At 54.1% G+C, this 16,355-nt stretch carries 13 protein-coding genes; 12 read left to right on the top strand and 1 reads right to left on the bottom strand.

All coding sequences use genetic code 11. From position 1 onward, the window contains the following. Position 1 precedes the first annotated feature (1 nt). From PCH05_RS15510 to PCH05_RS15475, 8 genes are all read left to right on the top strand, one after another. A complete protein-coding gene (locus PCH05_RS15510) occupies positions 2-745 on the top strand; it encodes an ABC transporter permease (protein ID WP_127603462.1) in 744 nt (247 codons plus the stop codon). 362 nt (positions 746-1,107) lie between these two features. Further along, positions 1,108-2,268, top strand: a complete 1,161-nt coding sequence (locus PCH05_RS15505) for a GntR family transcriptional regulator (protein WP_127603460.1) — start codon at positions 1,108-1,110, stop codon at positions 2,266-2,268. 272 nt (positions 2,269-2,540) lie between these two features. Next, complete coding sequence (locus tag PCH05_RS15500) at positions 2,541-3,833, top strand: glycoside hydrolase family 125 protein (RefSeq protein ID WP_127603458.1); 1,293 nt, start codon at positions 2,541-2,543, stop codon at positions 3,831-3,833. 62 nt (positions 3,834-3,895) lie between these two features. Further along, positions 3,896-5,197: an ABC transporter substrate-binding protein gene (locus tag PCH05_RS15495; protein WP_127603456.1), complete on the top strand. Its 1,302-nt coding sequence runs from the start codon at positions 3,896-3,898 to the stop codon at positions 5,195-5,197. A gap of 120 nt (positions 5,198-5,317) precedes the next feature. Beyond that, positions 5,318-6,166, top strand: a complete 849-nt coding sequence (locus PCH05_RS15490) for a carbohydrate ABC transporter permease (protein WP_127603684.1) — start codon at positions 5,318-5,320, stop codon at positions 6,164-6,166. A gap of 13 nt (positions 6,167-6,179) precedes the next feature. Beyond that, positions 6,180-7,106 carry a carbohydrate ABC transporter permease gene (locus tag PCH05_RS15485; RefSeq protein WP_127603454.1) on the top strand — a complete coding sequence of 309 codons (927 nt, stop codon included), beginning with the start codon at positions 6,180-6,182 and terminating at the stop codon, positions 7,104-7,106. 72 nt (positions 7,107-7,178) lie between these two features. Continuing rightward, positions 7,179-8,720: a glycoside hydrolase family 76 protein gene (locus PCH05_RS15480; RefSeq protein WP_127603452.1), complete on the top strand. Its 1,542-nt coding sequence runs from the start codon at positions 7,179-7,181 to the stop codon at positions 8,718-8,720. A gap of 31 nt (positions 8,721-8,751) precedes the next feature. Then, positions 8,752-9,801, top strand: coding sequence for a glycoside hydrolase family 76 protein (locus tag PCH05_RS15475; RefSeq protein WP_127603449.1), 1,050 nt, complete (start codon positions 8,752-8,754; stop codon positions 9,799-9,801). Between the two features lie 106 nt (positions 9,802-9,907). On the opposite strand, the gene PCH05_RS15470 is transcribed toward PCH05_RS15475, so the two are convergent. Next, a complete protein-coding gene (locus tag PCH05_RS15470; RefSeq protein WP_127603447.1) occupies positions 9,908-10,918 on the bottom strand; it encodes a LacI family DNA-binding transcriptional regulator in 1,011 nt (336 codons plus the stop codon). Positions 10,919-11,280: 362 nt separating this feature from the next. Between PCH05_RS15470 and PCH05_RS15465 the strand changes: the two genes are divergently transcribed. From PCH05_RS15465 to PCH05_RS15450, 4 genes are all read left to right on the top strand, one after another. Further along, on the top strand, positions 11,281-12,195 hold the full coding sequence (locus PCH05_RS15465) for an ABC transporter permease (protein ID WP_246049610.1): 915 nt from the start codon (positions 11,281-11,283) through the stop codon (positions 12,193-12,195). A gap of 88 nt (positions 12,196-12,283) precedes the next feature. Then, the gene (locus PCH05_RS15460) at positions 12,284-13,165 is read left to right on the top strand and encodes a carbohydrate ABC transporter permease (RefSeq protein WP_127603446.1); all 882 of its coding nucleotides are present in this window, start codon (positions 12,284-12,286) and stop codon (positions 13,163-13,165) included. Between the two features lie 72 nt (positions 13,166-13,237). Further along, complete coding sequence (locus PCH05_RS15455) at positions 13,238-14,830, top strand: extracellular solute-binding protein (protein WP_127603444.1); 1,593 nt, start codon at positions 13,238-13,240, stop codon at positions 14,828-14,830. 152 nt (positions 14,831-14,982) lie between these two features. Next, the gene (locus PCH05_RS15450; protein WP_127603442.1) at positions 14,983-16,326 is read left to right on the top strand and encodes a glycoside hydrolase family 30 protein; all 1,344 of its coding nucleotides are present in this window, start codon (positions 14,983-14,985) and stop codon (positions 16,324-16,326) included. Positions 16,327-16,355 lie beyond the last annotated feature (29 nt).

Genomic DNA, 16,355 nt, shown 5'->3' with positions numbered 1-16,355 from the left:
CATGGGGGGCTACTTCAAGGTACTATCATCCGAGCGTCTGAAAATGTCGCGTTCTTTCATCGTCCTGCTCCTGCTGGTCAGCCCGGCGGTCGCCATCCTGATCGGACTGCTGTCCAATGTCAGCCAGACGGCAATGCCATGGACCCACCTGCTGCTCACCATGAGCATGATGCATGCGATGCTGTTCATGCCGATCATGTCCGGCATCTTCGCCGCCTTCATCTGCCGCTACGAGCACAGCGGCGGCGGCTGGAAACAGCTGCTCGTCTTACCGGTTTCACGCACGGGCGTCTATTTCGCAAAATACACGGTGGTCGCCGTCATGCTGGCGATTACGCAGCTGCTCCTTGCCGGGGCGGTTTTCCTGGTCGGTTATATCAAGGGATTCCACGCGCCGATCGAATGGGAGGTTATGCTGCGGAGCCTGCTCGGGGGCTGGATCGCATGCCTGCCGCTGGCCGCATTGCAGCTGGCTGTCTCCATGATGTGGAGCAGCTTTGCCGCGCCGCTGGCGCTGAACGTGACCTTTACGATCCCGAATATTCTGGTCGCAAACTCCTCCACGTACGGTCCCTTCTATCCTTGGGCCCAGCCGCTGCTTGCGACCTTGCCCGGCAGCGAGATGGACGGCGGCGGCTTCGGCGCTTTGAATCTGCCGTTCGAGAACCTGATGATCACGGTGGTCGGCAGCTTCATCGTCTTCTTCACCTTTGGATGGATCTATTTCAGAATGAAAGAAGTCTAGAATTTTACGGGAAAATTTCATGAAAAGGGTTTGAAGCCGGAATGCGGCGGGTAAACCTAGACAAGGGCGTCTCCGGCATCGGGGGCGCCCTTTTTTCGGGTTGCTCCCCGGGAAAAAGCTTAAAGCAGGGATAGATTGCTATTCACAAAGTGAATATAACATGATATATTATTATATAATGTTTGAACTGCAGCACTGAGCCGATCTATCCCGGAAAGGATAGATGTTTTTTTGATCATATCAGAAAGTATAAACGGCGGAGCCATTACTACCTGATATTGCAAGAAAAACTACCTATGGATGCGTTCTGGCTTCCATAAAGTTACGTCGATATACGTTTTTCTTATGGAGGAGGCTTTACCATGTCGCATGAATCATCCTCGAAACCGATGTATGAGCAAATATTCGAAGCGCTGCGCGGGCAGATCACAGCCGGCGAATACGGACCGGGCGAACGGATTCCTTCCGAGAAGGAACTGGGCGAAACCTACCGCGTCAGCCGGATTACCAGCAAGAAGGCGCTGGAGATGCTAACCCAGGAGGGGTATATCGTGAGACAGCCGGGAAGGGGGTCCTTTGTCTCCGAGCATGTCGGCAATGCCGGCGCGATTCCGGTCAGCATGCCTGCAGGAACCCCGAAGCAGCGCCGCGAAAACGGCAAACTGCTGATCGGACTCGTCATGACGGACTTTGGCGATAGCTACGGCACGGGACTGGTCTACGGGATGGAAGAGGCATCCCGGCAGCATGACAGCTATTTGATCCTTAGAAGATCGCTTGGGGTGCCAAGCAATGAACAGGAAGCCATTCAGGGACTGCTCGAGCTTGGCGTGGACGGGCTGATTATATTCCCGGCGCAGGGTGAGTATTTTAATGCCGAAATTCTGAAGCTGGTGATCAGCCAATTTCCGTTTGTATTGCTGGACCGCCACCTGAAGGGCGTCTCGGCAAGCTCAATCAGCACCAACAACGCGGCGGCAGCCAAGCATATGATTAACTATCTGTTTGAGCTCGGGCATACGCATATCGCGCTCATGACAAGCCCGCCGCAGGACACGACAGCCATCGAGGAGCGGATCGAAGGCTTCATTCAGGCGCATGCCGAAAGCGGGATCGTTGTGGACAAGGCGCTGTGGATGGACCATATTACCGCCACGCTCCCGACTGCTTTTGTTCCCGAAAATAAGGAGAAGGAAAAGGAGAACATCAAGCAGCACCTGCGGGAGCATCCGGAGATTACGGCTCTGTTCGCCATGGAGCATAACATTGCCCAGCTGGCTTACGAGGCGGCCCGCGAATCAGGCTTGCGCATTCCGGAGGACTTGTCGATCGTATGCTTCGACAGCCCGGATTATGCCGGGGGCTTTCTGTTTACACATATGCGTCAGAAGCAAGAGGAGATGGGCAGGCTGGCCTTTGAAAATGTCCTCAAGCTCCGCAGCGGGCATAGCGTGCCAAGCAAAATCCTTTTGGATGCCGAGCTCATCGAGGGTTCTTCCACGGGACCTGTCCGTAAAGGATAATAAGAACCGGACAGGAGACTGGGCTTAGGTGCCGTTCATGATGAACGGCGCCTTTTTTTCACATCGATAAGCCCTGTTCCATAACGTACGGGGAATGGATTTCATTAAGTTAATTACATAAATATTATATTATTATATTCAAATGTTATAAAAAGCATATTGACATGTTAATTAACCGAAATTATAATGTGTCTATGCAAGCGGTAACAATACCTGATATATGCTTGTCGTGAACTTGGTTACCTCACTACATACAACAGGAGGAATTGCATATGGAATCCTTGGGCCAAGAGCCCGCCTCTTTGGGGCGGCTGGTGGACAGAATGTCCGAAAAATTGGCTTCGGCGCCGCATTTGCTGGCTATTTTCCAAAATGCCATCCGCAATACATGGGGCACGACGCTGAAAAGAATGGAGGATGGAACGACCTTCGTCATTACCGGCGATATTCCCGCGATGTGGCTTCGCGATTCGGCAGCTCAAGTCCGGCCGTTTCTGGTTCTGGCCGCAGAGGATGAGGAAGCCGCAGACTTGATCGAGGGGCTGGTGGTTAGGCAGCTGAGGTCCATCGTACTCGACCCGTATGCAAACGCTTTCAATGAAGCGGCTAACGGGCACGGGCATCAGAACGACGAAACGGAGATGTCTCCTTGGATCTGGGAGCGGAAGTATGAGATCGACTCGCTATGCTATCCGCTGCAGCTCAGCTATCTGCTCTGGAAAAATACCGGAAGAACCGCGCAGTTCGGCGCTGATTTCAAAGCGGCGGCAGAGACCATTCTGGATCTTTGGACGACGGAGCAGCGGCATGAGACGGCTTCGAATTACCGATTCCAGCGGAAGGACTGCGTGCCGACCGATACGCTGATCCGTGAAGGCAAAGGCGCCGAAACCGCCTATACCGGCATGACTTGGTCCGGCTTCCGTCCAAGCGACGACGCCTGCGATTACGGCTATCTGATCCCATCTAATATGTTCGCTGTGGTCGTGCTGGGATATCTTCAGGAAATTGCGGGCGAGGTGCTGCAAGACGAGGAACTCTGCAAGCGGGCAAACCGCCTTGCCGCAGAGATTGAGCGGGGCATTCAGCAGTTCGGTACCGTGGAGCATCCGGAGTACGGCCGGATCTACGCATACGAAACGGATGGCCTCGGGCATTACAACCTGATGGATGACGCGAACGTGCCCAGCCTGCTGTCGATTCCTTACCTTGGATACCGGGGAGCCGATGATGCGGTCTATCAGAATACACGGCGGTTTATTTTAAGCGCAAGCAATCCGTATTACTACGAGGGAAGCGCTGCGGCGGGCATCGGCAGTCCCCACACGCCCAAGGGCAGCATCTGGCACATTGCCCTGGCTATGCAGGGGCTGACGGACGATCAGCCGGAGGAAAAGCAGCGGCTGCTGAAAGTCATGAGCGAGACGGAAGCCGGCACCGGGCTGATGCATGAGAGCTTTAACGCCAATGAGCCATCAGACTTTACGAGGCCGTGGTTCTCGTGGGCCAATATGATGTTTTGCGAGCTGCTGATGGATTATTGCGGGATTCGGGTCAAACGGTGACCGGCTGCGAAGGCAGCTAGGATTCACCTTTAGATAAAGAACATTAGGGGAGGTTTTTGTTTATGAAAAAATGGGCTTCGATGCTGCTGACCATGTTTGTCGCGGTGTCCCTGCTGGCAGGGTGCGGCTCCAAAGCAGCGGATAACGGTTCTCCCGCCAAAGATGGCGAAGGATCCTCCGATAAACCGGTGGAATTGGCATTCTGGGGAGACTGGGCCGGCGAAGGGCAAAAGCAGTTCGAAACGATGGTTGACGCTTTTAACAAGTCCCAAAGTAAAATCCACGTGAAATACGTGCTTCAGCAGGATATGATCACGAAATTCATGACTACGGCAACTTCGGGCGGCGCAGCGCCGGATCTCGTGTTCTGGGACAGATGGCGGACCTCGCTGTATGCGCCGAAAAACGTGTTCCATCCGATCGACGAATTCATGCAGCAGGATAACATCAACAAAGACGACTTCTACGGCGAAGCGCTCAAAGAGCTCACCTATGACGGCAAGCTGTACGGCCTTCCGCTGACGGTGGATGCAAGGGCACTCTTCTATAATAAAAAGATTCTGGATGAAGCCGGCGTGAAGCCGCCGACCAATTGGGACGAACTGGAGCAGGCTGCGATCAAAACGACCAAGTGGAACGGAAGCAAGCTGGAGGTGGCAGGCTTCTCCCTCGCGGACAACGGGCTTTTCAACATGTATTTGCAGCAGGCCGGGGGCCAAATGCTGGATGAGACCGGCACCAAAACCAACTTCAACAACGAGAAGGGGCTTGAGGTGCTGAACTTCTGGGACCGTCTCCTGAACAAGGATAAGGTCTATAAAGTGGGCTTCGAGCAAGGGCTCGGGGAAGGCACCGATGCGTTCGTGACGGGTAAGCTCGCGATGCAGTATACCGGTCCTTGGATGCTCAGCACGTACAAGAAATACGGCAAGGACCTCGACTTTGGCGTCGTGACGCCGCCGGTAGGACCAAATGGCGATAAAGGCAGCGTCATGGGTGGCCTCGGCCTTGTCATTCCGGAAGGCTCCAAGCATCAGAAGGAAGCCTGGGAATTCATGAAATGGTGGGGAGCTAACAAGGACAATGCTCTCTTGTGGGCCAAAACAAGCTTGAACATTCCGGGCTTCAAGCCGGCGATCGAAGATCCGTTCTTCCAGAACGATCCGCTCTGGAAGCCTTTCCTGGAGACGCTTGAATTCGCGAAGATCCGTGCGCAGCATCCAGGGTATTCCGTCATGGAGGATGACGGCCTGATTCCGAACCTGCAGCTGTTCCAGCAAAACAAGATGAGCGCCGAAGAGACGCTCGCCAAATCGCAGCAGCGAGGCGATCAGCTGCTGCAGGACAATGCGGTTGTTAAATAATCCGGCGGACTCACGGGCTTTACAATGAATGGGTGCGAGGGGGCTTAACGGCCCCCTCCAAACCTTAAGGGAGGGATAGAGTTGGCTTCCATAGGAAAGCTGAACCGGCATCAAGAAAAAATGGCCTACGTGTTTATCACCCCAACGCTGCTGTTGTTTGCGATTTTCACGATCATTCCGGTCGTGATGGCGCTGTATTTGAGCTTCACCAATTATGACGTGCTGAGCCGGATGGACTGGGTGGCACTCGACAACTACAAGCGGCTGTTCAAAGACAGCCTGTACTGGACCACGTTCAAAAACGTCATCTTTTATTCCGTTATTTTCGTGCCGCTGAACATTTTGATGTCCCTCGGACTCGCAATGCTGATGAATTTCAAACGGTTCGGCGTCCGCATGTTCCGTACGTTCAATTACTTGCCGACCCTGACCTCGGCCGTCGCGGCCGCAACGGTGTGGATTTGGCTGCTGCACCCGGAATTCGGCCTGGTGAACAGCATGCTCGGCTGGTTCGGCATTACGGGGCCAGCGTGGCTTGCCCAGACGGAGACGGCCATGCCCTCCATTATCATGGTGACGTTATGGCAGTCGATCGGATCGAACATGGTGATATACATTGCCGGCTTGCAGGGGGTTCCCGATTATTTATATGAATCGGCGAAGCTGGACGGGGCCTCGGCGTTTGCGAGGTTCCGGTATATCACATGGCCGCAGCTCAGACCGACGACGTTCCTGATCAGCACCATGGCGATCATCGGCGCGCTGCAGCTGTTCGACCAAGCCTTCGTACTGACGCAGGGAGGTCCCGGAAACGTAACGAAAACGCCGGTATATCTCATTTATCAGCAGGGCTTCAAGCAACTGCAAATGGGCTACGCATCGGCGCAGGCATTCGTGCTGGCGATAGCCATTCTGATCTTCTCGCTCATTAACATGCGCATCAATAAAGCGGAAGAACCGGTGGTGTAAAGGAGGAAAGACCATGGAGACCCATATTGATACCTATGCCGGAACCCGAAGGCTTTCTAAGCCGCCGGGAGTCGTTTTCGGTAAAATCGCAGCAGCTGTGCTTTTCTACGTGGTGGCGATTCTGATCGCAGTGGCGATGTTTCTGCCTTTTTTCTGGAGCTTGATTACGTCGTTCAAGCCGAGCGACGAAATTTTTTCCGTGCCGCTGCGCTGGCTGCCTTCGCATTTTACGCTGGAGCATTACATCAAGGCGTTTACGACGGTTTCGTTCGGCCTGTATTTCAAAAACTCGGTGATTCTGGCGGCCGCCGGCGTAATCGCGAACCTGTTTTTCGGCTCCCTGGCGGGTTACGCCTTCGCGAAACTGACGTTCCGCGGTAATATGCCGATCTTTCGGACGCTGCTCGCCGCAATGATGATTCCAGGCATCGTGACGATGATCCCGAGCTTTTACGTATTGCGCCATTTTCCGCTGCTTGGAGGCAACGATCTGTTCGGCTCCGGCGGAATGGGGCTGCTCAATTCCTTTTGGGGCATTATTTTGCCGGGGGCGTCCGGCACCTTTGCCGTCTTTTTCATGCGCCAGTTCTTTCTGACCCTGCCCTCCGACATGATGGAAATGGCGCGGATCGAGGGCTGCGGCGAATTCCGCATTTTCTGGAACATTTATCTTCCGCTGACGAAGCCGGCGCTGGCCACGCTGAGCATCTTTACCTTCCAGGCGGGGTGGAACAGCTTCCTGTGGCCGATGATCGTCCTGAACGATCCGGACAAAGCGACCATCCAGATGGGGCTGCAGGCTTTTTCCTATAACAACCAGACCGATTACGGGCCGATGATGGCGGGCGCGCTGATCGCGATTCTGCCGATTCTGATTTTGTTCCTGCTGCTGCAAAAGTATTTTGTGCAGGGCATCGCATTCAGCGGCATCAAGGGATGACGGTGGCAGCATCGTTTCTGCGGAATTGATACTCAAACGGGCGAAATCCATAGGGGAAGGATTGAAGGGGAAATGATGAAAAGCTGGGGCAAATGGGCGCTGGCGGCGCTGCTGGTGACGGGATCGATAGCCGGGGGCACGGCCGTGCCGAAGCAAGCGGCTGCTTTTACGTCCGCGAATGCGGATTCGGCCATGAATGCGTTCGTGAACGTATTTTATGATGCTTCCGCCAAATATTTCTACACCAACAGCGATCACCAAATCCATGCCGAGCATGCGTATGGGCCGGATGGCGGCAAGTATACGGATTTCTGGTGGGAGGCCCAGCTGTGGGAGACGGTCATGGATGCGTACGAGCGTACGCACAGCAGCACATACCGATCGATGATCGATGATATCTACACGGGCTTTAACGCGAAATATACCGATATGATGAGCAACGACTTCAACGATGATCTGGGCTGGTGGGCACTGGCCTGCATGCGGGCCTACGAGCTCACGGGCACCGCCGAATACCGCAACCGGGCTTCGTTCCTTTTTGATCAAATTTACAGCTTTTACGATGGAACCTATGGCGGCGGAATCTGGTGGAAACGCGACGGCACATCCCCGCAAAAGAACATGGCTACCAATGCGCCCATGGTCATGACGGCCGTGAAGCTGAAAAATGCGACCGGAAACACAGCCTATCTGACGAAAGCGCAAAATATTTACAGCTGGATTCAAAACAGGCTCGCCGGGAACGGCAAGCTTGCGGACCATGTGGAGGGCAGCGGCAACGGCTCGGTGGTCGATTGGGATTTCAGCTATAACTACGGGACGTACCTGGGCGCGGCCCTTGCTTTATACCAGGCGACCGGCACCGCGTCTTACCTGACGGACGCGAATAACGCCGCCAGTTACGTGATCAACAATATGACGCTCTCCAATACGCCAATGTATGAAGGGGAGAACGATGGGGCCGGCTTCAAGATGATTTTCATGCGCAACCTGAACCAGCTTCGCCAAGCAACCGGAAACGCGTCGTATCTGAATTTCCTTCAGCAAAACGCCACGCAGGCCTATAATCACCGGCGCGCAAGCGACCAGATCATCGGCAGCGACTGGACGGGGCCGACCGGAGCTGGATATGTGCAGAGCCTTGCGGCTGCCGCGGGCGCTTCCGCCCTGCAGCTTGTACCTGCGGACGGGTATACCGGGAATATCGCCGGGAACGGGAATTATGAGGCGGAGAATACCCTGCTTGTCAAAGCCGGGGGCGGCGGCATCCTGACGGAGAGCAGCACAGCGGGATTTTCCGGAAGAGGATACGTAGCGGGCTGGAACACGAATGGAACGGCCGTGAAATTCAATGTAAACCAGAATTCGGCAAGCACGCGCACTGTGACCATCCGGTACGCAGCAGGAGCGGGGAATGCGAGCCGGTACGTCTCGGTGAACGGGACGGTCGTCCAATCCAATCTGAGCTTTGCGCAAACAAGCGGATGGGGAGACTGGAAGACGGTTACGCTCAGCGTCAATCTGCAGGCCGGCTACAACCAGATCATCATCGGTTATGATGCGTCGAAAGGAAACACGAATTATTTGAACCTGGATAAAATATACGGACTGTAAGGCTTGGTCTAGAGAAAGAGGAGGAGAGTGCATGCTGTGGTCTGACCGCGCGGAAGCTGCACAAGAAGCGCTCCAGCAGCATTTTTGGAACCCGGATATCGCGATGTACAACATTGAAACGCCTTGCCCCAACGGCGAATGCAACACGATTTTTCATTACTGGTGGATGGCTCATGCCGTCGATGTTCTGGTGGACGGATTTCTTCGAAGCAAACGGGTTATTTATGCCCGAACGCTGGCGGAGCTTCATGAAGGCATTTTACGCCGCAACGGAGGCGCGTTCCCGAACGAGCTGTACGACGACATGGAATGGATGGCCATTGCCTGGCTCCGCGCGTATGCTGCGACGGGGCGGGAGGCTTATAAGGAAACCGCGTTCCTGTTGTGGGAGGATATCAAAACGGGCTGGAACGATCATATGGGCGGAGGCATAGCCTGGCAGAAATCGCAGCTGGATTACAAAAATACGCCTGCGAACGCTCCGGCAGTCATCTTGGCGGCAAGGCTGTACCAGAGCTTTGGCAGAGAGGATGACCTTGAGTGGGCACAGCGTATCTATGACTGGCAGAAGCAGCATCTGGTGGATCCGGAGAGCGGCTTTGTGTGGGATGGAATGAACCGTACGGGTGACGGGAGCATCGATAAGGAATGGAAGTTCACTTACTGCCAGGGGGTATTCATTGGTGCAGGCGTCGAGCTGTACCGCGTAACCGGAGATGACCGCTATCTGGAGGATGCGCTCCGGACGGCAGCGGCGGCGGAAGCCGAACTCACCGGTCCCGACGGGATTTTCCCGGATGAGGAAGACGGTGACGGCGGCCTGTTCAAGGGTATTCTGGCCAGGTATTTGGCGGAGCTGTGCCTGTGTATCGGTTCTGCCGGACAGCCGGCGGCAGCCGTTCTTGTCCGCAACGCGGAGAGCTTATGGGCAGCGGGAAGCAGCGGCAACCGTCTTTTCGGAACCGACTGGAGAACGTCTCCCGCGGGTCGCGTTACGCTGAGCACGCAGCTCAGCGGCATCAAGCTGCTGGAGAGGATGGCAGAGATGGAAAAGAAGGGCCTGCTTTTTCAAGAGGTCTGACGAATAATCCCATACACGCGGACCGCCTTCTTGGGAGCGTCCTTCGGCTTGTGATGCGAAGGGCGCTTTTTCATGCCTTGATTGGCGGATAAAGCCTTGCTATGCATCACTTCATTTTGTAATTCGACGAGCCCCGGATAAGCAGCTCCGAATCCACGACAAATACGCGCTGATCGGCAAACTGGTTGTCATTCATCTGATCGATGAACTTTTCCACAAGAATGGCGCCCATCGTGTACTTCGGCTGATTCACCGTGCTTAAGGCAGGGGTGACGTATTTGCTGATCCGGTTATTGTCGACGCCGACGACCGCAAGCTGGTTAGGAATGGAGATGCCCCGCTCGGCACAGGCTTGATACACGCCCAGCGCCATCTCATCATTGGCGGCATAAACGGCCGTAAAAGGAATGTTCTTGTCGAACAGCCGCTTCATGGCTTCATATCCGCCCGTTTCATTGAAATCCCCGTTCTCCACCAGCTCCGGGCGGAAAGGGATCTGGTTGTCTTTGAGCGCCTTCAAATATCCTTCCAGCCGCTCATAGCTGTCGATCGCTTCCGGATAGCCGTTGAGAAACACGATATCCCGGTGGCCGTTCGATAGGAGATGCTCCATCACCTGGCGGGAAAATTTGACGTTGTCCGTATAAATGCAAGGAATTCTCGGATGCTCGATATTGCGTCCGATGACGGCGACGTAATAGCCCTTATCCGCCATTTCGCAAATTTCCTCATCCAGCAGCTGCGGGGCGATCAGGATGACGCCGTCCATGGTACGGTCCATGAGCATGGTCATATATTCGCGCTCTTTTTCGAGCTGGTTCTCGGCATCGCAAATGAACACCCTGTATTTTTGGGCGTAAGCCATATTCTCGATGCCTTTAATGATTTCCGTAAAATAGGCATTGTTAATATCCTGGGCGATGACCCCGATGTTCATCGTTTTTTGCTGACGCAAATTTTTGGCTGCCGCGTTCGGGTGGTAATTCAGCTCTTCCACGGCTTTCATGACCTTGTTCCGGGTTTTGGAGGTGACGCCGCTGGCCTGGTTCAATACGCGTGAGACGGTAGCGGGGGAGACGCCGGCCTTGGCGGCCACGTCGACGATTTTTGCATCCATATGATTCAACCTACTTTAATTTATTTTTTTGGATTTTTTTGAAATCCTTGTTTGACAAATGTTTCTTGCGTAATTATAATTCAAAATGAAATCGATTACAATATCTGCTAAGATGCTAAGCTTAACCGTTCTTAGAGCACAAAATCAGCCCGATCTTAATCGAAAGACGAGGCTTTTATTTTGAAATAAAAAGAAATCGATTTCATTTAGAGATAAAAATTTAAACTTTTAGCTAAAAGAGGTGGTTAATAGAATGAATAACATCCATAAATGAAATCGATTCCAAGAAAATGAACAACTTTGCTTGTTAGTTAAAATGATCAATTCCGGATTTTATTTTTAGAAATCGAGGTGAAGCTAGGGTGCGCGAGTTTTTTAAAGAGCTGGGCAAAAACAGAACGCTGTTTCTCATGATTTTGCCGGCGCTGCTGTTCTTCATCGTGTTCAGCTACATTCCGATGGTGGGCGTCTATTATGCGTTTACGAATTTCAGCTTTGACGGCGGCTTGTTCGGAAGTCCGTTCGTGGGCCTTCAGAACTTCAAGTTCCTGTTCGAATCGGGCGCGCTGTACAATCTCACCAAAAATACCGTGCTCTACAATCTGGCCTTTATTTTCGTCGGCAACATTTTGCAGCTCGTATGCGCGGTCTTTCTGAGCGAAATGGTCGGCAAATGGTTCAAGAAAACGACGCAGTCGATCATGTTCCTGCCGTTCTTCATTTCCTTCGTCCTGGTCGGCGCTTTCGTGTATAACCTGTTCAACTTTGAAACCGGCGCAGTCAATACGCTGCTGCGGGAGCTGGGGCTGCAGCCGTATGATTTTTACCTGCATACCGCCCCATGGAAATACATCATCGTCTTTTTCAACGTCTGGAAGGGACTCGGCTACGGAACGGTCATTTACCTGGCGGCCATTATGGGCATCAGCGACGAGTATCACGAGGCGGCGAAGATCGACGGAGCGAACATTTTCAAGCGGATCCGTTACATCACGCTGCCGCTGCTCAGACCTACGTTCATCCTGCTGATCCTGCTCAGCCTGGGCGGCATCCTGAAAGGGCAGTTCGACCTGTTCTGGCAGATCGTCGGCAACAACGGCATGCTGTATGATGCGACGGACATTATCGATACGTATGTGTACCGCTCGCTCGCCATCAATTTCGATATCGGCATGGGAACGGCGGCCGGATTGTTCCAATCCTTCTTCGGCTTCGTGCTGGTCGTGACCGTCAACTGGATCGTACGCAAGGTGCAGAAGGATTACGCGCTGTTCTAAAAGAAACCCGGCTTCAGCTGACCCATCAGCGTATGCGAATCCGAATGAAACCGATAGGACTAACTTTTGAATGGAGGTGCCGCATTATATGCGTGCTGAGCGCTCGACGATTGTTTTTAACATCATGGGTTATATCGTCATTTCGGTCTTGACCCTGCTCTGCCTGCTGCCGTTCTGGCTGATCATTTCCGGCTCGCTTTCGGCGGAGGACGACATTATCCGCGATGGCTTCCGGCTCGTTCCGCAGCATTTTTCCATCGAGGCCTATAAGGCTGTATTCAGCAACCCGATGCAGATTCTTAAAGCCTACGAGGTGACGATCAGACTGACCCTGACGGGAACGGTGCTGGGACTCTTTTTCACATCGATGGCGGGATATGTCCTGTCACGCAAAGATTTCAAGTACCGCGACAAGCTGGCTTTTTTCATCTACTTCACCACGCTGTTCAGCGGCGGATTGATTCCGTGGTACATCATGATCGTCAACTATCTGAATTGGAAGGACAGCTATCTGGCTTTGCTGGTTCCGTCCCTCCTGAGCGCCTGGAACATTATTTTGATGAAGAATTTCATGAAATCGATTCCCGATTCCATCGTGGAGTCCGCCAAGATCGACGGCGCCGGCGAATTCACGATTTACCGGCGGCTGATCCTGCCGTTATCGACACCGGGTCTCGCGACAATCGGCCTGTTTCTCGGGCTGGCGTACTGGAACGACTGGTTTTCCGCCAATGTTTTCATTACGACGGAGTCCAAATATCCGCTGCAGTTTCTGCTGTACAAAATCCTGGCGAGCGCAGCGGTACTCAAGACCAATATTGCCGGGAATCTGGGCGCGGATTTTCAGGCGCCGGCCGAAACGCTCAAAATGGCGGTGGCCATCGTCGTTACCGGCCCGATTATTTTCCTCTATCCGTTCGTGCAGCGTTATTTCGTCAAAGGTCTTACCATTGGCGCCGTGAAGGGCTAGGCTGATGATTCTTTAGCCTGTCCGGGCGGATGCCATGATTCATATATCATTAAATATCAGGGGGAGTATCTCATGAAAAAGAGGTTGTTCAAGCTGATGACCGTTTGCATGGCCGTGGCTATGCTGACCGCAATGCTCTCCGCATGCGGCGGCAGTGGCGGCAGCGGCGGAAGCACGGGTTCGGATGAAGGCAAAGGAACGGATTCATCCGCGAAGGAAACGACGGCGACAACCGATGACGGCAAGCCGGATACATCCAAAAAAGTGGTGCTGAACTGGTATCTGCTGGGCGACGCGCATGCCGATACGCCGAAGGTCGTGGCCGAGTGGAACAAAATGCTGGAAAAAGACCTCAATGCCACGGTCAAGCTGAACTTCACCACATGGAACGACTGGCAGACGAAATATAACCTGCTGCTGGCTTCCGGGGAGAAGGTCGACATGCTGTTCGCGTCCTCTTGGGCCGATTTCTTCAAATACTCGAAGCAAGGCGCGTTCCTGGATTTGAAGGATCTGCTGCCGAAATATGCGCCGGAGACCTGGAAAGAGGTGCCGGAGCAGGATTGGAAGGACGTAACGGTAGGCGACAAGATCTTTGCGGTTCCAAGCACCTATCCGGAATATACGCCGGACGGTCTCGTATACCGTGAGGACTGGAGAGAAGAGCTGAACGTTCCTGAGATCACGGATCTGGACTCGATCGAGAAGTATCTCGATGCCGTGAAAACCGTCAAGAAAGTGACGCCGATCAAAGGCAAGGCATGGAACGAGGTCAACACGCTGTTCCACAGCTACTATGATTTCAAGAACATCGGCGGCGACAGCGGCGTCATCGTGGCCAAATCGTATGACACACCGCGCGACGTGGTGGCTTATCCGTTCACGACCGAATTCGAAGAATGGGCGAAGCGCATGAAAACCTGGGCGGATAAAGGCTACTGGACATCGAATACGCTTTCGATCCAACAGGAATCAGGCGATTTCATCAAGACGGGAACCGGTGCCGTATACTGGCGTAACGCTCCCGGCGCATCGGGTTTTATTTCCGATATCGAAAAGAACTACAAGCAGATCAAGAAAATGGGCTACTTCCCGTTCACCCGTTTCCATAACTATGCGGTACCGAACCTGGGCATCAACAACGGCATGGCCATTCCGAAAAATTCGGAAAATCCGGAGCGTTCCCTGATGGTGCTGGAGAAGCTGCGCAACGATCCGAAGTACTACGATCTGATGACTTACGGCATTGAAGGCGAGAATTATACGCTGAATGACAAGGGAGAAATCACGTCTCCGCCTGAGGGTAAAGATCCGAAAAAAGGCTACAGCATCGCAAGCTGGGGCTGGAGATACGCCAAAAACGACCATCCGTCCTCTTCCCGCTGGGCTGGCGAGGATGCGCTGATTGCCGAATTTAAGGCAGAGTCCAAACCGGAAATCTTCTCCCCGATCCTGATGGACTACCAGCCGGTCAAATCCCAGCTTGCAGCCGTCAACCAGGTGTACCAGCAGTTCGGCATGCCGCTCATGATGGGACTGGTGCCGGATGTGGATAAGGCGATCGAGAATTACCGCAATAAGCTGAAGGCGGCCGGCGTGGATGATGTGCTGGCTTACGTACAGAAAGAGGTTAACGCATACGCGGATGAAAAAGGTTTGAAATAGAGAGCGAGAAGATGTCGTAGAAACGAATCAATGAAGAGCAGGCAGCACCTCGGAAACGGGGCGAAGCGGTAGAACAAGGCTAGCTGCGGTGAGCCTGCCGATCCCCTGACTGCCGACGGGGAGCTGCCTGTCTTTGCGAGGAGGATCAGTCAATGAACCAGCAGGCAAGCGTATGGCTAAGCACGGTGGATCAGCTTCAGGAGCTGCGGCTGCAGCAGCCTGTGGCGATCAGGGAAGCTGCGCCCGATCAGGGGGCTATACGGATCCAAGTGAATCCGGAGGTCCGTTACCAGACAATGGACGGCTTTGGCGCTTCCTTTACGGATGCATCCGCATACCTTATGTACCGTGTACTGGATGAAGATTCGCGCCGGGAAGTCATGACCCGGCTGTTCGATCCGGAAGCTGGCATCGGTATCAGCTTCCTGCGCCAACCGATGGGCGCGACCGACTATACCACGGAAATCTACAGCTATGACGATATGCCGGAAGGCCAAGAGGACTTCGGGCTGGAGCATTTCAGCATCGATCATGATCGCGCCTACGTCATCCCGGCCGTGCTGGAGGCGCTGCGCTTGAATCCGGCGATCAAGGTGATGGCTTCGCCATGGAGCCCGCCGGGTTGGATGAAAACCTCGGGCCATATGGTCACGGGCAAGCTGCGGCCGGAGTGCTACGGCGTATATGCGCAGTATTTCGTGAAGTTCGTGCAGGCCTACGAGGAAGCCGGCATTCCGATTTACGCCGTATCCATTCAGAACGAGCCCGGCTATGAGCCGAAGGAGTACCCCGGCATGCTGCTGACCCCGCAGGAGGAAGCGACATTCATCCGCGATCACCTCGGCCCGGCCTTTGAAGCGGCAGGCATTCAGGCGAAGATCCTCTGCTACGATCATAACTGGGACGTGCCGCAGCATCCGCTCGGCGTTCTGAATGTCCCGGAAGCTGCGCGATACGTGGCCGGCGTCGCCTGGCATGTGTACGGCGGCGAGCATGAAGCGATGACGCAGGTGAAGGAAGCCCATCCGGACAAGGAAGCCTGGTTCACCGAGGCGTCCGGCGGCAGCTGGATTCCGCCGTTCCGCACCGCGTTCCTCGACCAGATGAAGCATGTCATCCGCACGACCCGCAACTGGTCGAAATCGGTGGTGTGGTGGAATCTCGCGCTCGACGAGCATAACGGCCCGACCGTGCTGTCAAACAGCACCTGCCGGGGGCTGGTGCAGATCCATCAGACAACCGGTTCCGTAAAATATGAGCTGGACTATTACACGATGGGACATATAAGCAAGTTCGTCGAGCCGGGCGCGTACCGGATCGGTTCGACCACCTTCCGTGACGAGCTGGAAAGCACGGCTTTCCTGAACCCGGACGGAACGACCGTGCTGATCCTGTCCAACCGGACGGAGGCAGAACAGCTTGTCGAGATCGATACGGGCCGCGGGTTCATCGGACTGACGCTTCCGGACGGTGCGGCGGCGACGGTGACGTGGTAAGCAAATATTCAAAGAAAACACCCAGTATG

This window comes from Paenibacillus chibensis (genome assembly GCF_004001045.1).
Taxonomy (GTDB): Bacteria; Bacillota; Bacilli; order Paenibacillales; family Paenibacillaceae; genus Paenibacillus_AQ; species Paenibacillus_AQ chibensis.
This window is presented reverse-complemented; position numbering and strand designations above follow the sequence as displayed.

Bases quoted from the DNA above. Each gene is read 5' to 3' on its own strand.
- PCH05_RS15510 (WP_127603462.1), top strand. From the start codon at position 2: ATGGGGGGCTACTTCAAGGTACTATCATCCGAGCGTCTGAAAATGTCG.
- PCH05_RS15505 (WP_127603460.1), top strand. From the start codon at position 1,108: ATGTCGCATGAATCATCCTCGAAACCGATGTATGAGCAAATATTCGAA.
- PCH05_RS15500 (WP_127603458.1), top strand. From the start codon at position 2,541: ATGGAATCCTTGGGCCAAGAGCCCGCCTCTTTGGGGCGGCTGGTGGAC.
- PCH05_RS15495 (WP_127603456.1), top strand. From the start codon at position 3,896: ATGAAAAAATGGGCTTCGATGCTGCTGACCATGTTTGTCGCGGTGTCC.
- PCH05_RS15490 (WP_127603684.1), top strand. From the start codon at position 5,318: ATGGCCTACGTGTTTATCACCCCAACGCTGCTGTTGTTTGCGATTTTC.
- PCH05_RS15485 (WP_127603454.1), top strand. From the start codon at position 6,180: ATGGAGACCCATATTGATACCTATGCCGGAACCCGAAGGCTTTCTAAG.
- PCH05_RS15480 (WP_127603452.1), top strand. From the start codon at position 7,179: ATGATGAAAAGCTGGGGCAAATGGGCGCTGGCGGCGCTGCTGGTGACG.
- PCH05_RS15475 (WP_127603449.1), top strand. From the start codon at position 8,752: ATGCTGTGGTCTGACCGCGCGGAAGCTGCACAAGAAGCGCTCCAGCAG.
- PCH05_RS15470 (WP_127603447.1), bottom strand. From the start codon at position 10,918: ATGGATGCAAAAATCGTCGACGTGGCCGCCAAGGCCGGCGTCTCCCCC.
- PCH05_RS15460 (WP_127603446.1), top strand. From the start codon at position 12,284: ATGCGTGCTGAGCGCTCGACGATTGTTTTTAACATCATGGGTTATATC.
- PCH05_RS15455 (WP_127603444.1), top strand. From the start codon at position 13,238: ATGAAAAAGAGGTTGTTCAAGCTGATGACCGTTTGCATGGCCGTGGCT.
- PCH05_RS15450 (WP_127603442.1), top strand. From the start codon at position 14,983: ATGAACCAGCAGGCAAGCGTATGGCTAAGCACGGTGGATCAGCTTCAG.